This window comes from Bradyrhizobium sp. WSM1253 (assembly GCF_000244935.1).
GTDB lineage: Bacteria > Pseudomonadota > Alphaproteobacteria > Rhizobiales > Xanthobacteraceae > Bradyrhizobium > Bradyrhizobium canariense.
Genome location: NZ_JH600073.1, coordinates 3,746,004 through 3,767,955, shown reverse-complemented (window position 1 = coordinate 3,767,955; position 21,952 = coordinate 3,746,004). Strand labels below are relative to the sequence as shown.

General features: G+C 63.8%; 20 protein-coding genes. 14 read left to right on the top strand and 6 right to left on the bottom strand.

Annotation, left to right across the window (positions count from 1 at the left end):
• Positions 1-7 precede the first annotated feature (7 nt).
• From BRA1253DRAFT_RS19295 to BRA1253DRAFT_RS19285, 3 genes are all read left to right on the top strand, one after another.
• Complete coding sequence (locus BRA1253DRAFT_RS19295; RefSeq protein ID WP_007597047.1) at positions 8-1,120, top strand: amidohydrolase family protein; 1,113 nt, start codon at positions 8-10, stop codon at positions 1,118-1,120.
• A gap of 15 nt (positions 1,121-1,135) precedes the next feature.
• Positions 1,136-1,549, top strand: a complete 414-nt coding sequence (locus BRA1253DRAFT_RS19290) for a Rieske (2Fe-2S) protein (protein WP_007597046.1) — start codon at positions 1,136-1,138, stop codon at positions 1,547-1,549.
• A 71-nt stretch (positions 1,550-1,620) separates the two neighbouring features.
• Positions 1,621-1,827: a zinc ribbon domain-containing protein gene (locus BRA1253DRAFT_RS19285; RefSeq protein WP_007597045.1), complete on the top strand. Its 207-nt coding sequence runs from the start codon at positions 1,621-1,623 to the stop codon at positions 1,825-1,827.
• A gap of 132 nt (positions 1,828-1,959) precedes the next feature.
• On the opposite strand, the gene BRA1253DRAFT_RS19280 is transcribed toward BRA1253DRAFT_RS19285, so the two are convergent.
• Entirely contained in the window at positions 1,960-2,805 is an 846-nt protein-coding gene (locus tag BRA1253DRAFT_RS19280) for an SDR family NAD(P)-dependent oxidoreductase (protein WP_007597044.1), read from the bottom strand.
• A 196-nt stretch (positions 2,806-3,001) separates the two neighbouring features.
• Here BRA1253DRAFT_RS19280 and BRA1253DRAFT_RS19275 point away from each other — a divergent pair, with 196 nt between their 5' ends.
• From BRA1253DRAFT_RS19275 to BRA1253DRAFT_RS19260, 4 genes are all read left to right on the top strand, one after another.
• Complete coding sequence (locus BRA1253DRAFT_RS19275) at positions 3,002-4,498, top strand: aldehyde dehydrogenase family protein (RefSeq protein WP_007597043.1); 1,497 nt, start codon at positions 3,002-3,004, stop codon at positions 4,496-4,498.
• Between the two features lie 121 nt (positions 4,499-4,619).
• Positions 4,620-5,747: an alkene reductase gene (locus BRA1253DRAFT_RS19270; RefSeq protein ID WP_007597041.1), complete on the top strand. Its 1,128-nt coding sequence runs from the start codon at positions 4,620-4,622 to the stop codon at positions 5,745-5,747.
• A 155-nt stretch (positions 5,748-5,902) separates the two neighbouring features.
• The gene (locus BRA1253DRAFT_RS19265) at positions 5,903-6,406 is read left to right on the top strand and encodes a GFA family protein (RefSeq protein ID WP_007597039.1); all 504 of its coding nucleotides are present in this window, start codon (positions 5,903-5,905) and stop codon (positions 6,404-6,406) included.
• A 105-nt stretch (positions 6,407-6,511) separates the two neighbouring features.
• Positions 6,512-8,173, top strand: coding sequence for a thiamine pyrophosphate-binding protein (locus BRA1253DRAFT_RS19260; RefSeq protein WP_007597037.1), 1,662 nt, complete (start codon positions 6,512-6,514; stop codon positions 8,171-8,173).
• Between the two features lie 161 nt (positions 8,174-8,334).
• Here BRA1253DRAFT_RS19260 and BRA1253DRAFT_RS19255 read toward each other — a convergent pair whose 3' ends face one another.
• Positions 8,335-9,714, bottom strand: a complete 1,380-nt coding sequence (locus tag BRA1253DRAFT_RS19255) for an LLM class flavin-dependent oxidoreductase (protein ID WP_007597036.1) — start codon at positions 9,712-9,714, stop codon at positions 8,335-8,337.
• Between the two features lie 241 nt (positions 9,715-9,955).
• Here BRA1253DRAFT_RS19255 and BRA1253DRAFT_RS19250 point away from each other — a divergent pair, with 241 nt between their 5' ends.
• The 6 genes from BRA1253DRAFT_RS19250 to BRA1253DRAFT_RS19225 all read left to right on the top strand — a co-directional run bounded on the left by BRA1253DRAFT_RS19250 (position 9,956) and on the right by BRA1253DRAFT_RS19225 (position 15,708).
• Positions 9,956-11,365, top strand: coding sequence for a M20 family metallopeptidase (locus BRA1253DRAFT_RS19250; RefSeq protein ID WP_007597034.1), 1,410 nt, complete (start codon positions 9,956-9,958; stop codon positions 11,363-11,365).
• A gap of 99 nt (positions 11,366-11,464) precedes the next feature.
• Entirely contained in the window at positions 11,465-12,376 is a 912-nt protein-coding gene (locus BRA1253DRAFT_RS19245) for an amino acid ABC transporter substrate-binding protein (protein WP_035995282.1), read from the top strand.
• 115 nt (positions 12,377-12,491) lie between these two features.
• Complete coding sequence (locus tag BRA1253DRAFT_RS19240) at positions 12,492-13,223, top strand: amino acid ABC transporter permease (RefSeq protein ID WP_007597031.1); 732 nt, start codon at positions 12,492-12,494, stop codon at positions 13,221-13,223.
• Positions 13,224-13,227: 4 nt separating this feature from the next.
• Entirely contained in the window at positions 13,228-13,920 is a 693-nt protein-coding gene (locus BRA1253DRAFT_RS19235) for an amino acid ABC transporter permease (RefSeq protein WP_007597029.1), read from the top strand.
• 8 nt (positions 13,921-13,928) lie between these two features.
• Positions 13,929-14,660 (top strand): amino acid ABC transporter ATP-binding protein, encoded by a 732-nt coding sequence (locus BRA1253DRAFT_RS19230; RefSeq protein ID WP_007597027.1) that lies wholly within the window; start codon positions 13,929-13,931, stop codon positions 14,658-14,660.
• Positions 14,661-14,847: 187 nt separating this feature from the next.
• Positions 14,848-15,708 carry a D-amino-acid transaminase gene (locus BRA1253DRAFT_RS19225; RefSeq protein WP_007597025.1) on the top strand — a complete coding sequence of 287 codons (861 nt, stop codon included), beginning with the start codon at positions 14,848-14,850 and terminating at the stop codon, positions 15,706-15,708.
• Positions 15,709-15,864: 156 nt separating this feature from the next.
• Here the strand turns inward: BRA1253DRAFT_RS19225 and BRA1253DRAFT_RS19220 are convergent, their stop codons facing one another.
• The 3 genes from BRA1253DRAFT_RS19220 to BRA1253DRAFT_RS19210 all read right to left on the bottom strand — a co-directional run bounded on the left by BRA1253DRAFT_RS19220 (position 15,865) and on the right by BRA1253DRAFT_RS19210 (position 19,274).
• On the bottom strand, positions 15,865-16,326 hold the full coding sequence (locus BRA1253DRAFT_RS19220; RefSeq protein WP_007597023.1) for a carboxymuconolactone decarboxylase family protein: 462 nt from the start codon (positions 16,324-16,326) through the stop codon (positions 15,865-15,867).
• A gap of 29 nt (positions 16,327-16,355) precedes the next feature.
• On the bottom strand, positions 16,356-17,975 hold the full coding sequence (locus BRA1253DRAFT_RS19215) for an MDR family MFS transporter (protein ID WP_007597022.1): 1,620 nt from the start codon (positions 17,973-17,975) through the stop codon (positions 16,356-16,358).
• Positions 17,976-18,092: 117 nt separating this feature from the next.
• Positions 18,093-19,274: an HlyD family secretion protein gene (locus BRA1253DRAFT_RS19210; protein ID WP_007597019.1), complete on the bottom strand. Its 1,182-nt coding sequence runs from the start codon at positions 19,272-19,274 to the stop codon at positions 18,093-18,095.
• A 274-nt stretch (positions 19,275-19,548) separates the two neighbouring features.
• Here BRA1253DRAFT_RS19210 and BRA1253DRAFT_RS19205 point away from each other — a divergent pair, with 274 nt between their 5' ends.
• Entirely contained in the window at positions 19,549-20,460 is a 912-nt protein-coding gene (locus BRA1253DRAFT_RS19205; RefSeq protein ID WP_007597018.1) for a LysR family transcriptional regulator, read from the top strand.
• Here BRA1253DRAFT_RS19205 and iaaH read toward each other — a convergent pair.
• The gene (iaaH, locus tag BRA1253DRAFT_RS19200; protein WP_007597017.1) at positions 20,455-21,879 is read right to left on the bottom strand and encodes an indoleacetamide hydrolase; all 1,425 of its coding nucleotides are present in this window, start codon (positions 21,877-21,879) and stop codon (positions 20,455-20,457) included. The genes BRA1253DRAFT_RS19205 and iaaH overlap by 6 nt on opposite strands.
• Positions 21,880-21,952: the final 73 nt, after the last annotated feature.

Here is a 21,952-nt window from a genome sequence, read left to right as displayed (position 1 = left end):
GGTTTGCATGAGTGAGGTCATCGACCGCCCGCTGCGGGAAGACGAGAAGCCCGCCGCTTCGCGGCTGCGCATCGTCGATTGCGACGTCCATCCGAGTCTGCATTCGTTCGACGATCTCAACGAGTTCCTGCCAAAGCGCTGGCAGCAGCATCTGAAGGAATATGGCAGCCATTTGCGCACGCCCTATCTGTTCACCACGCCCTATCCGCGCTCTTCGCCGCTGATCGCGCGCCGCGATGCGTGGCCGCCGACGGGCGGGCCGCCCGGTTCGGATCTCGCCTTCATGCAGAAGCAGCATCTCGATCCGCTCGACGTTGAGTTCGGGATTTTGCAGGTGCTCGATCTCTTCATCTTCTCGCAGCAGAACCTCGAATTCGGCGCCGCAATCCAGCGTGCCATCAACGATTGGCAGCTGGCGTTCTGGTCGCATCGCGACCCGCGCCTGAAGGCTTCGATCCTGGTCGGGCAGGACGGTGTTGATCTCGCCATCGCCGAGATCGAACGCTGCGCGAAAATCGGCGAATACGTCCAGATCAACGTCTCGCCGCGCGCCAACGAGCCGCTGGGCCGTCGCCGCTACTGGCCGATCTACGAGCGTGCCCAGGAACTAGGTCTGCCGCTCGGCATCCATGTCGGCGGCTATGGCGGGCATGCGCCGACCGGTGGCGGCTGGCCGTCCTATTACGTCGAGGAACACCAGTCCAACGCGCACACCATTGCGGCGCAGCTTGCCAGTCTCGTGATCGAGGGTGTGCCGGAGCGTTTTCCGAAATTGAAGTTTGTCTTCATCGAGGGCGGCTTCGGTTGGATTCCGTCCGCGGTGTGGCGAATGGACCAGCATTTCGAGCGCTTCCGCAGCGAGGTGCCGCATCTCAAGCGCAAGCCGTCGGAATATGTCCGCGGGCATTTCTGGTTCACGACGCAACCGATCGACGAGCCTGACGAAGCCCGCCACCTGCGCTCTCTGATCGAATGGGTTGGCATCGATCGTCTCCTGTTCTCGTCGGACTATCCGCACTGGGATTTCGACGATCCGCGCTTCGCCTTCAAGACGCCGCTGACGGAGGCCGAGCGAAAGAAGATCTTCAGCACCAATGCCCGCGCGGTCTACAAGTTCTGAGAAGGTCTGCACGGTATGGCCCGTCACATCGTCGCGTCCACCTCGGAGATCCCACCCGGTGGCAACAAGGTGGTCGATGTCGCGGGCCGCGACATCGTCGTGTTCCACGTCCATGGCGAGTTCTTCGCGCTGCTGAACCGCTGCCCGCACGAAGGCGCGCCGCTGGAGAAAGCGGCGTGCGTGGCGCGGCTGACCTCGCCCGAGCCCGGCATCTATCAGCGCTCGCGCGTCGGCGAGATGCTGCGCTGTCCCTGGCACGGCTGGGAGTTCGACATGCGCAACGGCCAGTCGTGGTTCGATCCGAAGCGCGTCAAGATAAGGTCATATCCGGTCGCTGTGGAGCGCGGCGAGGAACTCCAGAAAGGCCCGTATGTTGCCGAGACCTTTCCGGTGCATGTCGAGGACAGCTACGTGATTGTGGAGGTCTGAGCAGCCGTTTCGGATTGTGATTTTGCCGCAGGTGGGATAAGCCTCGCCCGCATTTATGGCGGAGACGAGCTTTGTCGAAACAATCCCTGCGTGAGGAGGCTGAGCGCCTGATCCGCGAATCGATGGAAAAGAAAACCGTCGTCGTCAAGCAGGGTGATACCCGCATCGAGGCCGTCTGCGCTAAATGCGGCGCCCCGAACCGTGTGCAGGCGCCAAAGGGCCAGACCCGCATCAAGTTCGCCTGCAAGAATTGCGGGCATCAGCAAGAGACGCTGTAGAGCGCCCCCTGTGTAAACCCTCATCCTGAGGAGCCCGCCGGAAGCGGGCGTCTCGAAGGGTCGAGGGCCCCAACCGGGCCTGCATCGTTCGAGACGCGCGTTCCGCGCTCCTCACCATGAGGATCAAACAGCCTAATTCCCCTTCACGAACTTCGCGAATGCATCCGCATGGTCCGGATGCCAGCGTGACAGCGGCGGGCGGTTCTCCACGATGTCACCGGCGGCCCACAGCATGCGCTTTTCGTCGAGCGCGCGCGGGACGTCGTTGTCCGGGCACAGGATGTAGAAATCGCCGGCCTCCAGCCGCGCCAACATGAAATCCACGGTCTGCTCGGCCGTCCAGGCGCCGGCCGGCTTCTCTGTCCGGCCCTTCGCGGTAAGGGCCGTGAAGACGAAGCCGGGAATCAGCAGATGCGCGGTGATGCGGCAACCCGCAGTGTTCCGCAACTCGTGCTGCAGCGCTTCCGTAAAGGCCTTCACGCCGGCCTTGGAGACGTTGTAGGCGGGATCGCCGGGCGGGGTGGTGATGCCCTGCTTCGAGCCGGTGTTGATGATGAGCCCCGCCCTGCCGCGCGCGATCATGTTGGGCGCGAAGATGCGCGAGCCAGTGATGATGCCCCACATGTTGACGCCGATAATGCGCTGCCAATTGTCGGGTTCGCCGAACAACGTGCTGCCGGGCTGGATGCCCGCATTGTTCATGAGGATGTCGGTGCCGCCGAAGCGCTCGCGCACGGCGCGCTCGAGTTCCGCCACGCTCTCGGCCTTGCTGACGTCGATCGCGAAGGGCATCACATGTGTGGCGGACGTCAGGGATGAGAGTCTTGTTGCGGCGTCCGCCAGCCGCGTTTGATCCACATCGGCGATACACACTTTCATGCCGTTCCGCGCGAAGGCTGCTGCGGCGGCGAATCCGATGCCGGACGCACCGCCGGTGATCACGGCTACATTGTCTTTGACGATCGCGGGATGCGGCATGGTTCGGTCTCCGGGGGAGGGGCTCGGTCGTGACATAACACGACACTTGCGCGACCCTGCACAAGTCGGCATGGGAGGTCTTCGTTCCGCACCGACTTTGCGCCTCTCCTTTACGCCTGTCCGGCACCGCAGTATTCTATCGACCTAACGATCCCGCCCAGATCGAACCAATCAATCATTGACAGGGAGTTCAGCCATGGCTGTGTCGCAGGCTATTCCAATCACGCGCCACCCGTTCGCCAACGGGTCCTACAAGCAGATGCTGATCGACGGGAAGTGGGTCGATGCTGCCTCCGGCAAGCGCTTCGAGACCCATAACCCCGCGACCGGCGAACTGCTCGCAACCGTTGCCGAGGGCGACAAGGAAGATATCGACCGTGCGGTCGCTGCCGCTCGCCGCGCCTTCGAAGGGCCCTGGAGCAAGGTCAAGCCGTTCGAGCGGCAGAACCTGCTGCTGAAGCTTGCCGACCTCGTCGAGAAGAATTTCGACGAATTGTCGCAGCTCGACACGCTCGACATGGGCGCGCCGCTCAGCCGTACCCGCGCCTATCGTCTGCGCGCCGTCGGCATGTTGCGCTATTATGCCGGCCAGACCACAGCGATCCATGGCGAGACCATCGAGAACTCGCTGCCCGGCGAAATCTTCTCCTACACACTGAAGGAGCCGATCGGCGTCGTCGGCGCCATCATTCCCTGGAATGGTCCGCTGACCGCGACGATCTGGAAGATCGGCCCGGCGATCGCGACCGGCTGCACCGTCGTGCTCAAGCCCGCCGAAGAAGCGCCGCTGACGTCGCTGCGCATCGCCGAGCTCGCGATGGAAGCGGGCGTCCCGCCCGGCGTCATCAATGTCGTGCCTGGCTTTGGCGAGACCGCGGGCGCGGCGCTTGCCGCACATCACGACGTCGACAAGGTTGCCTTCACCGGCTCGCATGTCACGGGCCAGTCGATCATTCGCGCCTCGGCCGGCAACCTCAAGCGTGTCTCGCTCGAGCTCGGCGGCAAGTCGCCGGACATCGTGTTCGCGGACGCCGATCTCGATGCCGCCGTGCCGGGCGCCGCGATGGCGGTGTTCGCCAATTCGGGGCAAATCTGCAGCGCCGGCACCCGGCTGTTCGTCGAGCAGTCGATCTACGAGGAGTTCGTCGGCCGCGTCGCCGAGTTCGGCAAGAAGCTGCAAGTGGGCAACGGTCTCGACCCCAACACCCAGATCGGACCGCTGGTGTCCGAGCAGCAGCTCGAGCGCGTCACCAGCTATCTCGACATCGGCCAGAAGGAAGGCGCCAAGGCGCTCGCCGGCGGTGGCCGCGTCACCGAAGGCGCGCTTTCAAAAGGCTTCTTCGTCTCGCCGACGGTGTTCGCGGGCGTCCAGGACAATATGCGGATCGCGCAGGAGGAGATCTTTGGACCCGTCATCTCCGCGATCGCATTCAAGGACATGGACGAGCTGGTCAAGCGCGCCAACGCCACCACGTTCGGTCTTGGCTCGGGCCTGTGGACACGGGACGTCAGCAAGGCGCATGCGGTTGCGAAGCGCCTGCGCGCCGGCTCGGTGTGGGTGAATTGCTACCAGGCGATGGACCCTGCAGTCCCCTTCGGCGGCTACAAGATGAGCGGCTACGGCCGCGAATCCGGCAAGCAGCACGTCGAGGAATATCTCAACGTGAAGGCGGTGTGGATCAAGACGGGCTGAGGCCTGTTCTCTTCGCGGATTCCGTGGCAGGGAATATCTGCTTTTGTGGGGGCGGCGCCTTTTCGGGTGGCCGCCCCTCGCTATATGACGCGCATCCTTCCTTAGCCATTCTGGAACCAGCATGAAATTCGAGGCGTTGTTTCAACCGTTGCAGGTCGGTCCGTACAAGCTCGCGCATCGCGTCGCGATGGCGCCATTGACGCGCATGCGGGCCGAGCGCGAGAGCTTTTCGCCGCGGCCGCTCAACGCCGAATATTACGGTCAGCGCGCCACTCAAGGCGGCCTGATCATCGCCGAGGCCTCGCCCGTGCTCTCGCACGGCCGCGGCAATCCGGCGACGCCTGGCATCTATTCGGAGACGCAGATCGCGGGCTGGCGCAAGGTGGTCGACACCGTGCACGCCAAGGGCGGCATCATCTTTCTCCAGCTCTGGCATGTCGGCCGCGTCTCGCATTCCTCCTTCCACGGCGGGGAGCTGCCGGTCTCGGCCTCGGCGATCCCGATCAGGGCCGAAGGCATGAAGGCAATGACCGCCGACGGCAAGATCTCCGACTACGAGACGCCGCGCGCGCTGGACACGGACGAGGTCAAGGGCATCGTCGAGGCGTTCAGGCAGGGCGCGAAGAACGCGTTGGCCGCCGGGTTCGACGGTGTCGAGATCCACGGCGCCAACGGCTATCTGCTCGAGCAATTCCTGCAATCACGCAGCAACCAGCGCACCGATCAATATGGCGGTTCGATCGAGAACCGCGCGCGGCTTCTGCTCGAAGTGACCGAGGCCGCGATCGAGGTCTGGGGCGCGGGCCGCGTCGGCGTGCGGCTGTCGCCCCACGGCATTGCCAATGATTCCGGCGAGCCCGATCCGATGCCGCTCTACACGCACGTGGTCAAGGCGCTTGACAAGCTCGGTCTAGCCTATCTGCATTTCATCGAACCGCGCTCCAGCGGCTCGGGGCGCGCAGAAGTCAATTGGCAGAACGTGCCCTCGGCGATGCTGCTGTTCCGGCCGCTCTACGGCGGCGTGCTGATGACGGCCGGTGGCTTCAGCGGCGAAACCGCGAATGCGGCGATCGCCGATGGCCACGCCGACCTCATCGCCTTCGGCCGCATCTTCATCTCCAACCCCGATCTGCCGCGGCGCCTGCAGCACGATTACCCTCTCACGCCGTATAACCGTACGACATTCTATGGTGGCGAGGAGAAGGGCTATACGGATTATCCCGTGTATGACGAACTGACGCCGGTCTGACACTGCTGTAGCCCGGATGAGCGAAGCGATATCCGGGGTCTTCACCCAAGCTCTGGTCTTCCCGGATGTCGCTTCGCTCATCCGGGCTACGGAGTTATTGTGTTGCCCCGACGGACACCACGAATTTCGTCATTGCGAGCGATGGGGGAAGTGCTATGGCCAAAGCCGCAGCCGCCGCAGGTATAGCCACCGGGCAATGCCTCTGCGGCAAGGTCACCTTCGAGATCGACGTGCCCGCACGCTGGGCCTGGCACGATCACTCCGCCGCCAGCCGTCGCGCCCACGGCGCCGCCTATGCAACCTATGTCGGAAGCTGGAAGAAGCGGTTTCGCATCACCGCAGGCAAGACGGCGCTGACCCGCTACGAGGACAAGGCAACGAAGACCGCGCGCAGCTTCTGCGCGCATTGCGGCACGCCGATCACGTACGAGCGCCCGCGCGGGCCGCATATGGTCAACATCCCCCGTGCGCTGTTCAGGGAACGCACCGGCCGCCAGCCGCTCTATCACATCGCCATCGAAGAGCTGCAGGAATGGGCCTATACCGGCGAGCCGCTGGTGCCGTTGAAAGGTTTTCCCGGTGTGGTCTGGCAGCGCTCGAAAAAGAAGAAGCGGGCGGGCGGGGAGGATCCGTTCGAGCTGGGGCGCGAGGAGATGTAGCGCCCGCCCACGCAACGCAGCCATGACTGCGCTTCCTTGCGCGCCTCCCGCGATTTCGGCCATCATGCGCCCGTCCTTGCGGCAACGTCCGCCTCTGGAGGAAGCATGAAGAACAAGATCACCGGCCGCTCCGCCTTTCTCGCGTTGCTCAAGGACGAGGGCATCACGCATCTGTTCGGCAATCCCGGCACCACCGAGCTACCGATCATGCATGCGCTGAAGGACCATCCTGATCTCACCTATGTGATGGCGATGCAGGAGAGTCTGGTGGTGGCGATCGCGGATGGCTACAGCCGCGCCTCCGGAAAGCTCGTCGCCTGCAACGTCCATGTTGCGCCCGGCCTCGGCAACGCGATGGGCTCGCTCTACAACGCCCAGTTCACGGGCACGCCGATGATCCTGACCGCGGGTCAGCAGGAGCAGGGCCACGGCCTGATGGAGCCGGTGCTGTACGGACCGCTGGTCCGCATGGCCGAGCCGCTGGTGAAATGGGCGGTCGAGGTGACGCGCCTCGAGGATCTGCCGCGCATCGTGCGCCGCGCCGCCAAAGTCGCGACCACGCCGCCGACCGGGCCGGTGTTCATTTCGTTGCCCGGCGACATCCTCAACAGCGAGGCCGGGATCGATCTCGGCCGCTCCACCCGCATTGATGCCCGCACAAGGCCATCGGATGAGGCACTAAACGCGTTCGCCGCGCGGCTGCTCAGGGCCGAGCGTCCCGTGATCGTCACCATGGACGAGGTGGTGAAGAGCGACGCGCTGAAGGAGGCCGCCGAACTCGCCGAGGTGCTCGGTGCGGCTGCCTACCAATCCTCGACGCCCTATGGCTCGCACTTCCTCTCGGAGAGCCCGAGCTTCGTCGGCACGTTGGCACGTGTCCAGAAAGTCGCGCGCGACACACTTGCGGCCTACGACCTCTTGATCGCGCTCGGCGGCGATCCCTTGCGAATGTCGGTCTACAGCGAGGTCGATGCGCTGCCGGAGGGCCTTGGCATCGTGCAGATCGGCCTCGGCGATTGGGAGATCGCCAAGAATTACGGTGCCGAGATCGCGCTGAAGGCGGATTTGAAGGAAACGCTGCGCGCGCTGATCCCGGTGCTGAAGGAGATGGGCGGCGCTGCCCTGGCGCAACGTGCGAAGCAACGTCTCGCCGAGCTTGCGCCGAAGAACTGGACCGCGCGGCGCACCGCGCTGGTCGAGCAGATCGGCAAGGCCGCGGACCGCAGCCCCATCGATCCGGACTGGCTGGTGCTGCAAATGGTGGAGGCCATGCCCGCCAATGCCATCCTCGTCGACGAAGGCCTCACCTCGAGCCGCCAGATCACGGCGCTCCGTGCGCACCGCGACCGCTTTGGCTATCATGGCCTTGCCTCGGGCGGCATTGGCTGGGGCCTGCCGGCCTCCGTCGGCGCCAGCATCGCCAATCCCGATCGCCCCGTGGTCTGCTTCTCCGGCGACGGCAGCGCGATGTATTCAATCCAGTCGCTGTGGACGGCAGCGCATCACAAGCTGCCGCTCAATGTGGTCATTGCCAACAATGGCGGCTATCGCATCATCAAGCAGCGTCTGCTCGCCTTCCATGGCGACGACAATTACGTCGGCATGGATTTTGTCGATCCGCCGGTGGATTTCGCGGGCGTGGCGAAGGCACTGGGATGCGAGGCGATCAAGGTCAGCGATCCCCGCGAGTTGAAGGCGACGCTGGCGTCGGCGTTTGGCCGGCCGGGGACGAAACTGATCGAGGTGATGGTGGACGGGAAGGTGTGAGGCAGCGTCACTTGCGGCGCTGATGCCCGCCACGTTCTCAGTCGTCATCACCCGCGAAGGCGGGTGATCCAGTATTCCAGAGGCGGCGGTGATTGAGTCGAGACGCTGCGGCGTACTGGATGCCCCGGTCAAGCCGGGGCATGACAGCGTACCTTAAGACGCTACCCCTTCCTCCCCACCCTGAACCCCGCCGCCGGATGCGGCGCCCCCAGCCTTGCACGCCCGTCACCGAACAGCTTCTCGCGCAGTGTGCCCGGCGCGTACTCCGCCTTGTACCGCCCACGGCGCGTCAGCTCCGGCACCAGCATATCGGCGATGTCCTCGAAATCGCCAGGTGAGATCGCGAAGGCGACGTTGAGACCGTCGACATCGGTCGCCTCGAACCACGCCTCGATCTTGTCCGCGACCATCTCCGGCGTGCCGACCACGACGGGGCCGGCGCCGCCGACGCCGACATGCTCGATGACGTCGCGCACGGTCCAGACGCGATCGGGATCGGCGCGGGTGACGTTATCGAGTGCGCTGCGACCGGCGTCGTTCTGGACATGACGCACCTGCTGGTCGAGCTCGTAGCCGGAGAAGTCGATTCCGGTCCATCCCGACATCAGCGCCAGCGCGCCCTCCGGGCTGATGTGGCGGCGATAGTCGGCATATTTTTCGTTCGCCTCGGCCTCCGTCCGCCCGAGGATGATCGTCATCATCGAGAACATCAGGATTTCCGCCGGATTGCGGCCGAACGCGGCGGCCTCCTGACGGATCGCCGACACGCGCGGCGCGATCACCTTGGCCGACGGTCCCGACATGAACACGCATTCGGCGTGCTGTGCTGCGAACTTCCGTCCGCGCGGCGAGGTGCCGGCCTGGTACAGCACCGGCGTGCGCTGCGGCGACGGTTCGCTGAGATGAATGGTGTTGTTGATGCGCCAGTTCGCGCCCTCGTGGTTGACGCGATGAACTTTTGAGGGATCGGTGAAGATGCCGCGCGTGCGGTCGCGCAGCACGGCGTCGTCTTCCCAGCTCCCTTCCCAGAGCTTGTAGACGACCTCCATATATTCGTCCGCGATCTCGTAGCGGTCGTCGTGCCCGATCTGCTTGTCCTTGCCGGCGCCGCGCGCGGCGCTGTCGAGATAGCCGGTGACGACATTCCAGCCGATACGTCCCTCGGTGAGATGATCGAGCGTCGACATCCGCCGCGCGAACGGATAGGGCGGCTCGAAGGAGAGATTGCTGGTGACGCCGAAGCCGAGATTCTGCGTCACCGCAGCCATTGCCGACAGCAGCAGCAGCGGATCGTTCGAGGGCGACTGGGCCGCGTTGCGCAAGGCTGCGTCAGGACTGTTGCCGTAGACGTCATAGACGCCGAGCACGTCGGCCAGGAACAGCCCGTCGAAACGGCCGCGCTCCAGCGTTTTGGCAAGATCGATCCAGTAGGGCAGGCGGGTATATTCGGCAGTGCGGTCGCGCGGATGGGTCCAAAGGCCCGGTGACTGGTGCGCGACGCAATTCATCGCAAATGCATTGAGCCTGATCTGCTTGGCCATGATGGTCCCCCGGCGCCCTGTACCGGGCACTCTTCGAATGATAGAGCTGCGCCCGAACTTGGCGAAGTTCTTGCATATAGCGCGACGTTGGCAAGGCCAAAATCAGCGGCGCTGCCGCGCTTGGCAAGCCAATCTCAAGAGAGCAAGAACGAAATCCCAAGACTATCGAAGTCCCCGCCACTTTCGGAGGCCTGCCCGTATCGGGTATGCTCCTTCGTCTCGCAACCTAAAAAAGAAAATAATGACCAGAGCCGATGCCATCGCCCGCGCCCGTGACGATTTCAAATCCGGCGCGTTCCTCGCTGAACTCGACCGTCGCGTCGCCTATCGGACCGAGAGCCAGAATCCGAACCGGAGCGTCGAGCTGCGCGCCTATCTGGAACAGGAGATGGTGCCCGCTTTCGCCGCGCTCGATTTCGAAAGCCGGATGATCGAATCTCCCAGCGGCAAGGCGCCGTTCCTGTTCGCCGAACACCGCGAGAGCGAGACGGCGCCGACCGTGCTGATCTACGGCCATGGCGACGTCGTCGACGGCATGGAAGGCGAGTGGCGTGATGGCCGCGATCCCTGGCGCACCACGGTTTCGGGCACGCGTCTTTACGGTCGCGGCACCGCCGACAACAAGGGCCAGCACAGTATCAACATGGCCGCACTCCGCGCGGTGCGCGAGGCCCGCGGCGGCAAGCTCGGCTTCAACGCCAAGTTCATCCTCGAGATGGGCGAGGAGATCGGCTCGCCGGATCTCGGCAAGGTCTGCGATCTCAATCGCGATGCGCTCAAGGCCGATCTGTTCATGGCCTCCGACGGGCCGCGCCTGTCCGCCGACCGTCCGACCCTGTTCCTCGGCTGCCGTGGCGGCATCCGCATTCATCTCGATGTGAACCTTCGCGACGGCGGCCATCACTCCGGCAATTGGGGCGGCGTGCTCGCCAACCCCGCGACCATTCTGGTCAACGCGATCTCGACGCTGGTCGACGGCCACGGCCGCCTTCAGCTGGACGCGCTGAAGCCGCCGCGCCTCACCAACCAGATCCGCAGCTATCTTGCGGACGTGCAGGTGGTGCCGACCGAGGACGAGCCGGCGTTAGCCGAGAACTGGGGCGAGGAGGGTCTTTCGGCGGCCGAGCGGCTCTATGCCTGGAACACGCTCGAAGTGCTGGCGATGTCGTCGGGCAATATCGAGAAGCCGGCCAACGCCATTCCCGGCCACGCCAATGCCGTGCTGCAACTGCGTTTCGTGGTCGGCACCAAGATCGATGGGCTGATCGAGGCGGTTCGCGCGCACCTGGTGCAGAAGGGCTTTCCGATGGTCGAGGTCCGGGCGGCGCAGAGCTTTGCCGCCTCGCGCACGGATTTCGACAGCCCTTGGATCACATGGGCGGCGGATTCGGTGCGCCAGACCACCGGCAAAGCGCCGGCGGTGCTGCCGAATTTCGGCGGCTCGTTGCCCAACGACGTGTTCTCCGAGATATTGGGCCTGCCGACGATCTGGGTGCCGCACTCCTATCCCGGCTGCTCCCAGCATGCGCCCAATGAGCACATCCTGCTGCCATTGACCGAAGAGGCCTTGACGGTGATGGCCGGCCTGTTCTGGGATCTCGGGGAATTGCCAAGCGCGCTAACAAGACCGCTAACGCGCCCGCCGGCCTGAGCCGTTAACCGGAGCCGCGATCCAGCCAAAAGTCACATTCTATTCCAACCCAATTTGTGCTTGCATCCCGCCGGCATCATCCTGAAAGGGGACCAAAAAGTGAAACATTTCCGTAGCATCGGCCTCGCGCTCGCCGCGACCTTCGCTGTCAGCCAGGCCGGGGCCGAGGAGCTCACCGGCACGCTGAAGAACATCAAGGACACCGGCGCCATTACGCTCGGCTTCCGCGACTCCTCGATCCCGTTCTCCTATCTCGACGACAACCAGAAGCCCATCGGGTTCGCGATGGACATCTGCTACAAGATCGTCGACGCCGTGAAGAAGGAGCTCAAGCTCGACAAGCTCGAGGTCAAGCTCAACCCGGTGACTTCGGCGACCCGTATTCCGCTGATGGCGAACGGCACCATCGACCTCGAATGCGGTTCGACCACCAACAACGCCGAGCGCCAGAAGCAGGTCGCCTTCACCAACACCCATTATTTGACCGCCAGCCGCTACGTCTTCAAGAAGTCGAGCGGCCTGAAGTCGATCGACGATCTCAAGGGCAAGACCGTGGTCTCGACCGCCGGCACCACCAACATCAAACAGCTCACCGAAGCCAATGTTGCGAAAGGCCTCGGCGCCAACATCATCCCGGCCAAGGACCACGCCGAATCCTTCCTGATGGTCGAGACCGATCGTGCCGTCGCCTTCGTGATGGACGACATCCTGCTCGCGAGCCTCGTAGCCGGCTCGAAGTCGCCCGACGACTACGTCATCTCCAAGGACGCGTTCTCCAAGCCTGAGCCCTACGGCATCATGCTGCGCAAGGACGACGCGCCGTTCAAGAAGGTGGTCGATGCGGCGACCGCCGCGCTCTACACCTCTGGCGAAGGCCAGAAGATCTACGACAAGTGGTTTACCCAGAAGATCCCGCCGAAGGGTCTGAATCTCAACACCCCGATCTCGGCCGAGCTGAAGAACGAGTTCGCCAAGCCAACCGACTCGCCGAACCCGGACGATTATAAGTAAGCTATAACCGCGATCTTTCGATCCGGATCGTGTCCGGCCATCTTGACTCCAAGGTGGCCGGACATTTGCATAGGCGCCGGGACATCCATGACTGGCGCGTTCGCGCGGGGGACACGTGAACTACCACTGGAACTGGGGAATTTTCTTCGAGCCCAACCCGATGGGGACCGGCACCTATCTCGACATGCTGTTGTCGGGCCTGGTGCTGACCCTCAAGACGGGTGCGCTCGCATGGATCATCGCGCTGATCATGGGCTCGATCGTCGGCGTGATGCGCACGCTGCCGTCGAAGGGAGCGTACTGGTTCGGCTTTGCTTATGTCGAATTCTTCCGCAACATGCCGCTGCTGGTGCAGCTCTTCCTGTGGTTCTTCGTGCTGCCGGAACTGCTGCCGAGATCTGCCGGCCTCTGGCTGAAGCAGCTGCCCAATGCGCCGTTCTGGACGGCGGCGATCGGCATCGGCTTCTTCATGTCGGCGCGCGTCGCCGTGCAGTTGCAGGCCGGCATCGGATCGCTCCCGCGCGGCCAGAAGATGGCGGCGACCGCGCTCGGCCTGACGACCTTGCAGGCTTATCGCTACATTTTGCTGCCGATGGCGTTCCGCATCATCCTGCCGCCGCTGACGTCCGAGTTCCTCAACACCATCAAGAACACGGCTGTGGCCATCACCATCGGCTTGCTTGAGTTGACCGGGCAGGCGCGCTCCATGCAGGAATTCTCGTTCCAGGTGTTCGAGGCCTTCACCGCCGCGACCCTTCTCTATCTCCTCGTCAACGCCGTCGTCGTGACCGCAATGCGCTTCCTCGAGCGCTACGTCGCGATCCCCGGCTACATCACGGGGAAATAACACCATGTTCAGCAATTTCGATTTCGAGGTCATCCGTCGCGCACTGCCCTATCTGTTTTACGAGGGCATGACGTTCACGCTGATGCTTACGGGTCTTGCGGCGCTCGGCGGCCTGATCTTTGGCACGGCCATCGCGCTGATGCGGCTGTCTGGCTTCAAGATCCTGGGCCGAATCGCCGGGGTCTATGTCGACTTCATGCGATCGCTGCCGCTGGTGCTGGTGATCTTCTGGTTCTACTTCCTGGTGCCCTATATCGGGCAGTGGGTGACCGGCGCGTCGCGCCCGATCAGCGTCGGCGCGTTCGCATCCTCGCTCATCACCTTCATCATGTTCGAGGCCGCGTACTTCTCCGAGATCATGCGTGCCGGCATCCAGTCGATCTCGCGCGGCCAGCCGGCCGCAGCCAACGCCCTTGGCCTGACTTACGCCCAGACCATGCGCTACGTCGTGCTGCCGCAGGCCTTCCGTAACATGCTGCCGGTGCTGATCACGCAGACCATAGTGCTGTTCCAGGACACCTCCCTGGTCTACGTGCTGTCGATCACCGATTTCCTCGGTGCGGCAAGCAAGGTCGCGCAGCGCGACGGCCGTCTGGTCGAAATGTATCTGTTCGCAGCAATCGTCTACTTCACCATTTCCTGTGTTGCGTCCTTCGGCGTTCGCCGCCTGCAGGCGCGCATCGCCATCATTCGATAGAGTCTGTCATGATCGAGATCAGCCACGTCGACAAATGGTACAGCCCGAGCTTCCAGGTGCTGACCGACTGCACCACCAGCGTCACCAAGGGCGAGGTGGTCGTGGTCTGCGGCCCGTCGGGATCAGGTAAGTCGACGCTGATCAAATGCGTCAACGCCCTGGAGCCGTTCCAGAAAGGCGACATCAGCGTCGATGGCACCAAGGTCAACGATCCCAAGACCAATCTGCCCAAGCTGCGCTCGCGTGTCGGCATGGTGTTTCAGCACTTCGAGCTGTTTCCGCATCTGAAGATCATCGACAATCTCTGCCTCGCACAGCAGAAGGTGCTCGACCGGTCGCGCGACAAGGCGATGGCGAAAGGCATGCAGCTGCTGGAGCGCGTCGGCCTGAAGGAACAGGCGCAAAAGTATCCCGCGAACCTGTCCGGTGGCCAGCAGCAGCGGGTGGCGATCGCTCGCGCGCTCGCGATGGATCCCATTGTCATGCTGTTCGACGAGCCGACCTCGGCGCTCGACCCCGAAATGGTGAGCGAGGTGCTCGACGTCATGGTGGACCTCGCCCATGAGGGCATGACCATGATGGTCGTGACGCACGAGATGGGCTTTGCCCGCAAGGTTGCCAACCGCGTGATCTTCATGGATCGCGGCGAGATCGTCGAGGACGCCCCGAAGGACGATTTCTTCGGCAAGCCCCGCAGCGACCGCGCGCAGAAGTTCTTGTCGAAGATTCTCTCCCACTAACTCCGCCGTCATTCCGGGGCGCGACGTAGTCGCGAGCCCGGAATCCATCGGGCGGCATTGTACGAGGCGAAATGGATTCCGGGCTCATTCGCTGCGCGAATGCCCCGGAATGACGAATAGAGGGGTGATCGCCGCCCCCATTTCACGTATAAGCGCGCCAAATCCCTTCCTCCCCAGGAGACCTGCCTTGGATCCGATCGCCTATGTCAACGGCTCATTCGTCCCGCTCTCGGACGCCAAAATTTCGGTCCTCGATCGCGGCTTCCTGTTCGCCGACGGCATCTATGAGGTCTCGGCCGTGCTCGACGGCAAGCTGATCGACAATGCCTCGCATCTGGCGCGGCTGGAGCGCTCGGTCGGCGAGATCCAGCTGAAGCTGCCCGAGACGGTCGAGCGTATCACCGAGCTCCAGAAAGAGCTGATCGCGCGCAACCAGGTCGAGAACGGTCTCGTCTATCTCCAGGTCACCCGCGGCGCCGACAAGGGCCGCGATTTCGCCTTCCCCAAGGGCGACGTCAAGTCGAGCCTGGTGATGTTCACGTCGGAGAAGGACATCATCAACGCCGCCTCGGCCAAGACCGGCATCAACGTGATCACCGTGCCCGACATCCGCTGGGAGCGGCGCGACATCAAGAGCGTCGCACTGCTCGCGCAAGTGCTGGCAAAGCAGGCCGCGGCCGAGGCCGGCGCGGGCGAAGCCTGGATGCTCGAAGACGGCTACGTCACCGAAGGCGGTTCGTCCTCGGCGTTCATCCTCACCCAGGACGACGTCATCGTGACCCGCAAGAACTCCAACGCGATCCTGCCGGGCTGCACCCGGAAGGCGGTGGTGGCGCTGGCGGAAGAGCGCCAGCTCCGCGTCGAAGAGCGTTCCTTCACGGTCGCCGAGGCGCTCGCCGCCAAGGAAGCCTTTGCCACTTCGGCGTCGTTGTTCGTCCAGCCGGTGGTTGCGATCGACGGTAAGAAGGTCGGCGACGGCAAGCCCGGCCCGCTTGCCGCGCGGTTGCGCGAGATCTACGTGGAGTTCGCCAAGGCGACGGCGGTTTAGCCGTCCACCGCCGTCATCGCCCGGCTTGACCGGGCGATCCAGTACGCCGTGACGGGAGTGCTTGACTCGAGAAGCCGCGGCGTACTGGATGCCCCGGTCAAGCCGGGGCATGACAGTCGAATGCATGGAGGCAGTTTGGCCTCATGCGTCAGCACCTCAGGCCACCGACGCCTTCACCTTCACCGGGTGAACCGCGCGGAATGCGATTGCGATCCTGTTCCAGGCATTGATGGCGCCGATCAGCATGGTCAGGTTCACCGTCTCCGCATCGGAGAATTGCGCGCGGACCTGCTCGTAGACGTCATCGGGCGCGTGCGTCTCGGAGATCAGCGTCACCGACTCGGTCCAGGCCAGTGCGGCGCGCTCGCGGTCGGTGTAGAGCGGGGATTCGCGCCAGGCGTTGAGCAGATAGATGCGCTGCTCGGTCTCGCCGCGCTTGCGCGCGTCCTCGGTGTGCATGTTGATGCAGAAGGCACATCCGTTGATCTGTGACGCGCGGATCTTGACGAGCTCGATCAGCGATTTCTCAAGGCCCGTCGACTGGATCTGCTCTTCCAGCCCCATCAGGGCCTTCATCGTGTCGGGTGCGGCCTGGTAGAAATTCATGCGGGGTTTCATGGTCGTTCTCCTTGGTTGCCGGGTTGATGTCAGTGGGCGCCGCCGGCCGAGGCATGGCCGGGCTTCTTCAAGAACAGGACGGCGGCGAGCGCCACGATCAGCGCCATGCCGAGCAGATAGAAGGTGTCGCTGAAGGCGAAGATGTAAGCCTGCTTCTGGACGATGTGACCGATCGCGACATAGGCGCGATGCGCGGCATCCGCACGGTCGAGCACGCCGTGATTGATGAAATATTGCGTGAGCTGTTCCAGTCTCGTGCGGGTGGACTGCTCGAATACCGAGACCGACTGCATCAGCACGTTGGAGTGATACTGCTCGCGTTTGGTCAGCAGGGTCTGCAACAGCGCGATGCCGACGGCGCCGCCGAGATTGCGCATCATGTTGAACAGGCCGGACGCCGAGCCCGCATTCTCCGCCTCGATGCCGGCCGTGGCCACCGCGGACAGCGGCGCCATCACCAGCGCCTGGCCGATCGCGCGGACCACATTGGGCCAGAGCAATTGATCGGCGGCATAGTTGCCGGTCATATAGATATTCATGAAGTTGGAGGCCGCGAACAGGACGAAGCCGACGCCGATGATGAGCCGCGCATCGAGCGTCTGCATCAGCCGCGGCACCAGCGGGATCAGCAGAAGTTGCGGCAGGCCGGTCCAGGCCAGCACCATGCCGATCTGCTCGGCATTGTAGCCCTGGATGCGGGCCAGATATTGCGGCAGGATGAACACCGAGCCGTAGAGTGCGATCCCCAGCAGGAAGTTCGCGAGCATGCCGAAGCCGAAGTTGCGGCGGACCAGCAGACGCAGGTTGAGGAGCGGCTTCTTCACCGTGAGCTCGATGATCAGGAAGGCGATCAGGGCCACGGCCGCGATGACGGACAGCTTGACGATGAAGGGCGAGCCGAACCAGTCGTCCTTGTTGCCTTCCTCGAGCACTGTCTGCAGCGCCGACAGTCCGATCGCCATGGTGATGATGCCGGCCCAGTCGCCGTCGCGCAGCAGCGACAGCTTCATGGGCTTTGCATCGAGGGCGTACCAGAGCATGCCGACCATGATCCCGCCCGGGACGACGTTGACGTAGAAGATGTACTGCCAGCCAAAATTCTCGGTGAGATAGCCGCCGATGGTGGGGCCAATCGCGGGCGCGAACGTCGCCGACAGCGCGAACAGCGCGAGGCCGACCGGCTGCTTTCCGCGCGGCAGCAATGTGATGATGAGCGTGAACGCCATCGGAATCAGCACGCCGCCGGTAAAACCTTGCACCGCCCGCAGCACGATCATCTGCGGCAGGTCCTGCGCCAACGCGCAGGCGGCCGATAGGACCAGGAAGAGGACCGCGTTGGTGAGGAGATAGATGCGGATCGAGAACACCTGCGCCAGCCAGCCCGAGAGCGGGATCACCACGATCTCCGCGATCAGATAAGAGGTCGAGATCCAGCCGCCATCGTCGATGCCGGCGCCGATCGCGCCCTGGATGTCGGCGAGCGACGCGTTGACGATCTGAATGTTCAGCACCGCCATGAAGGCGCCGAGCGTCGCGCCGATCACGGCAATCCAGGTCTTGGTCGACACGGCAGGCGTTATGGGGGCCGCGACTGAAGCGGGGATTTTGGCGGCGGAGGCGGCGTTGACGGTCGTTTGGAGCGTGCTCATGGAGGCCTCGTCTCGGTTACGGAGACAGGATGGATCAAGCAGTTGGTTTCGATAATCGGAGAAGCGCAGGAAGGATCATCCGGCAGGATTTGAAAATCCCACGGGACCCTCCCGGCTTCAGCCGCCGTTAGGACGGGCCGCGTTGTCGGCGAGATGCTTTGCCGTCTCGCGCTCGGCCATGACGGCCTGTTTGGTGTCGACGGTCGGCACCGCGGACATGCCGGGGCGCAGCAGGCCGGTCAGGCTGTGGTCGTCGAGCACGATCTTCACCGGCACCCGTTGCACGATCTTGGTGAAATTGCCCGTGGCGTTGTCGGGCGGCAGCAGCGCGAATTCAAGGCCGCTCGCCGGCGACAGGCTGTCGACATGGCCGCGCAGGGTCTGGTTGCGGAAGCTGTCGACGTGCAGCTCGACCGGCTGGCCGGAGCGGACATGGGTGAGTTGCGTCTCCTTGAAATTTGCCACGACATAGACCGCATCGAGCGGCACTACCGCCATCAATTGCGTGCCGGCCTGCACGAACTGTCCCACGCGCAATGAGCGGGCGCCGACCGTGCCGTCGACCGGAGCGGTAATCTCGGTGTAGGAGAGATTCAGCGTCGCCTGCTCCGCGACCGCGCGCGCATGTTCGAGTTGGGCCGTAGCCTGCGCGCGCTGGGTGGTGAGCACGTCGACCTTGCGTTGCGCGGCCACGAGGCCCGACCTGGCATGTTGCAGCTGTGCATTGCTGGCGCGCAACGCAGCGTCAGTCTGTTGTGCGCGCTGAATCGTGCCGGAGCCCGACTTCATCAAATCGTCGTAGCGGGCGCGCTCCTCCTGCGCAAATTTCAGATTCGCGTCCGCAGCAGCGACATCGGCCGTGCTCTGCTCGATGATCGGCTGCTGGAGTTCGAGCTGGGCGTCGAGGTTGCGCACCGATGCTTCCGCCGCAGCGACATCAGCGCGGGCCTGGTCGAGCGCCGCCTTGAAGTCGCGGTCGTCGATCTTCGCCAGCACCTGGCCCGCTTTGACCTTTTCGTTGTCGCTGACCAGCACCTTGGCGATGTAGCCCGAGACTTTTGGCGCGACGATCGTGGAGTCGGCCTTCACATAGGCGTCGTCGGTTGTCTCGAGATAACGGCCGTTGACCCAGTAGTCGTGTCCGTAATGGACAATCGCTGCTGTGCCCGCGAGGAACGCGAGCGCCAACGCCGCCCGCCGGACCATATTCCGGGTCGGACCACGCACCGGCACCGGCGGAGAAGCTTGCAGTATCTCAGTCGCTTGCTGGAAGTTTTCGGTGCGGGGCATCTCGGACATGGCAGTCTCCTGTCTGGTGGCTGAGACTATCGGTCTTCTTCGCTCGATCGATAATCGGCGAAATACCGGAAGGATTATCCGCTGAGAGTGGATAGTCCGGGGACCCGCCTTCGCGTATGGTCTACCGAGCCGGAGGTGCGACTGCCCCAGAGCGATTGCCGCCTCTGTCGAGCGATTGCGGCTAACCCGTCCGCCATCCGCGCGCGAGACGATCTGATGGATAATCGGACAGAATTTCTTGCGATTATCGACCAAGAGCGGATAATCAGTCGGTATGGACCGATTGACAAGTCTCGAAGTCTTCAGCCGGGTGGCCGAGGCCGGCGGCTTCTCTGCAGCAGCCCGCAAGCTCAACATGTCGACCACCATGGTGAGCAATCACGTCCAGGCGTTGGAAGACCGCCTCGGGGTGAGGCTGCTTCAGCGCACCACGCGCAAGGTCAGCCTCACCGACATCGGCAAGGCCTATTACGACCGCTGCATCCAGATACTCGCCGAAATCAAACAGGCCGACGACATCGCGAGCGAATTGCAGTCGGTGCCGCGCGGCACGCTACGGATCCACGTCGCCACGCATATGGTGCCGTTCGTCGCGCCCGTGGTGGCGAGGCTCCTGTCGACCTATCCGGAGCTCAAGATCGATCTGCGCATGGGCGAGGCCGACATCGATCTCATCGAAGAAGGTTATGACGTTGCTCTGCGCATGACCGCGCCGCCGGATTCGAGCCTGATCGTCCGCAGCCTGGCCACCTGGCGCCACGTCCTGTGCTGCTCGCACGACTATCTCGACAAGCACGGTCGCGTGCAGAAGCTCGACGAGCTCGCCGCGCACAATTGCGGGCGCCATTTGAATTATCCGTTCGGCGACGATTGGCGCTTCTTCGATCGCAAGGGCGCGCCGGCATCGGTGCGCATCTCCGGCAGCTTCATCACCAACAGCGGTGAGGCCTTGCGAAAGGTGGCGCTGGAAGGCGCTGCCGTCTGCCTGATGGCCGGATTTCTGATCCGCGACGATCTCGAGGCCGGTCGGCTCGTGCGCCTCTTGCCCGAATATCGTCCAGTCGAGATGTCGATGAATGCCGTCTATCCACACCGCCATCATCTGTCGGCAAAGGTCAGGACCTTCATCGACATGCTCGTGCATCATAGCGCTGAGCAGCAGAAGCTGATCAATCCCTATTCATGATCGGGACGGCGCCGGCAGCCGTCCGAACACTTTTTCAAGTGCCATCCCGACCGCAAGTAGGCGGCGATCGCTTCCGGACGGGCCATCCAGCTCGAGCCCGATCGGGAGCTTGCTGACCGGGCCGAGCGCAATCGGGATCTGGATTCCGGGAATTCCGGCATTGCTGCCTGGATCGGTGTTCTGGATGAACAGGCCGAAATTTTCGAGGCTGCTGGAATCGGGATTGGAGGCAATGGCGACGCGCGGCGTGGTCGGGAAGGCGATGGCATCGAGCCGGTTGTCGGCGAAAGTCCTGCTGTAGAGCGCCTGAAGCGCGGGGCGCGCTGTGTTGATCGCGGCGTCGTAGATCGGCTTGGCGTCAATCAGCGTGCCATCGGGGGCGGGCAGTTTGCGCGGGATCACCAGCCCATCATAGGTACCCTTGACGTCTGCGCTGGATATCTCCGCTGCCAGCGCCGCGATGCTGAGGCCGGTACCGGTGTGTCTGAGATACGCGACCATGTCGTCATAGGCCTCATACAGCACGACGGGAAAGCTCACTTGGCCGTTGAGTTCGGCGAGCAGCGGCATCTCGATTTCGATGACGGTGACGCCCTGCGCCTTCATTTTCGTGACGGCCGCCTCGAATGCGGCGTCGGTGTCGGCGTCGAGATTGCTCAGCATCGCCTTTACGATGCCGATCCGCACCAGCTTCAGATCGGCCGGCGCGATGGCATCGCCGCCTGCAATGACGCGGTCGAGCAGCGCGACATCCGCCATGGTCGCGGCCATGGGACCCGCGGTGTCGCGGGTGTGCGAGAGCGGCGCAATTCCAGCTTGCGGATAGCGTCCGATGGTCGGGCGCAGCGAGGCGCATCCATTCAGCGCAGCCGGCACCCGGACCGATCCGCCGGTGTCGGTGCCGAGCCCGCCTGCCACGATGCGCGCGCCGATCGCGGTACCGGTCCCGGAGGAAGAGCCGCCGGCGATCAGGGCGCGGTCATAGGCGTTGCGCACGCCGAACTCGGCAGCGGTCTTGAATGCGGTGTTGTAGCCGGAGATGCCGAAGGCGAGCTCGTGCATGCTGGTCTTGCCGATGATGACCGCGCCTGCGGCCCGCAGTTTTGCCGCAACTGGCGCGTCGGCCGTGGGAACGTAATCCTTCAGGGCCGGCGTGCCCGCGCTACAGGGCAGCCCGGCAACCTCGATGTTGTCCTTGATCACGATGGGCACGCCGCCAAGCGGTTTTGTCCGGTCGCCCGTCGCGTCGAATGCGGCAGCAACCTTCAGGGCGCCGGCCTGGTCCAGGGTGACGAAGGCATTGAGGTCGGCATTGGCTTTGGCGCGGGCAAGCGCTTCCGTCGTGAGTGCTGTGCTCGTCACCTTGCCGGCGCGGAGGTCGGCGGCGGCCTGGGTCAGGGTCAACTGATCGAAATCCATGATGCGTCACCCGCTTGCCCGGCTCCATCATGGAGCCCTCGAATTCGGGAGGCTGAAGCCTCGCCGGCATCAC

Coding starts and splice junctions, on each gene's coding strand:
- BRA1253DRAFT_RS19295 (WP_007597047.1), top strand. CDS start 8: ATGAGTGAGGTCATCGACCGCCCGCTGCGGGAAGACGAGAAGCCCGCC.
- BRA1253DRAFT_RS19290 (WP_007597046.1), top strand. CDS start 1,136: ATGGCCCGTCACATCGTCGCGTCCACCTCGGAGATCCCACCCGGTGGC.
- BRA1253DRAFT_RS19280 (WP_007597044.1), bottom strand. CDS start 2,805: ATGCCGCATCCCGCGATCGTCAAAGACAATGTAGCCGTGATCACCGGC.
- BRA1253DRAFT_RS19275 (WP_007597043.1), top strand. CDS start 3,002: ATGGCTGTGTCGCAGGCTATTCCAATCACGCGCCACCCGTTCGCCAAC.
- BRA1253DRAFT_RS19270 (WP_007597041.1), top strand. CDS start 4,620: ATGAAATTCGAGGCGTTGTTTCAACCGTTGCAGGTCGGTCCGTACAAG.
- BRA1253DRAFT_RS19265 (WP_007597039.1), top strand. CDS start 5,903: ATGGCCAAAGCCGCAGCCGCCGCAGGTATAGCCACCGGGCAATGCCTC.
- BRA1253DRAFT_RS19260 (WP_007597037.1), top strand. CDS start 6,512: ATGAAGAACAAGATCACCGGCCGCTCCGCCTTTCTCGCGTTGCTCAAG.
- BRA1253DRAFT_RS19255 (WP_007597036.1), bottom strand. CDS start 9,714: ATGGCCAAGCAGATCAGGCTCAATGCATTTGCGATGAATTGCGTCGCG.
- BRA1253DRAFT_RS19250 (WP_007597034.1), top strand. CDS start 9,956: ATGACCAGAGCCGATGCCATCGCCCGCGCCCGTGACGATTTCAAATCC.
- BRA1253DRAFT_RS19235 (WP_007597029.1), top strand. CDS start 13,228: ATGTTCAGCAATTTCGATTTCGAGGTCATCCGTCGCGCACTGCCCTAT.
- BRA1253DRAFT_RS19230 (WP_007597027.1), top strand. CDS start 13,929: ATGATCGAGATCAGCCACGTCGACAAATGGTACAGCCCGAGCTTCCAG.
- BRA1253DRAFT_RS19220 (WP_007597023.1), bottom strand. CDS start 16,326: ATGAAACCCCGCATGAATTTCTACCAGGCCGCACCCGACACGATGAAG.
- BRA1253DRAFT_RS19215 (WP_007597022.1), bottom strand. CDS start 17,975: ATGAGCACGCTCCAAACGACCGTCAACGCCGCCTCCGCCGCCAAAATC.
- BRA1253DRAFT_RS19210 (WP_007597019.1), bottom strand. CDS start 19,274: ATGTCCGAGATGCCCCGCACCGAAAACTTCCAGCAAGCGACTGAGATA.
- BRA1253DRAFT_RS19205 (WP_007597018.1), top strand. CDS start 19,549: ATGGACCGATTGACAAGTCTCGAAGTCTTCAGCCGGGTGGCCGAGGCC.
- iaaH (WP_007597017.1), bottom strand. CDS start 21,879: ATGGATTTCGATCAGTTGACCCTGACCCAGGCCGCCGCCGACCTCCGC.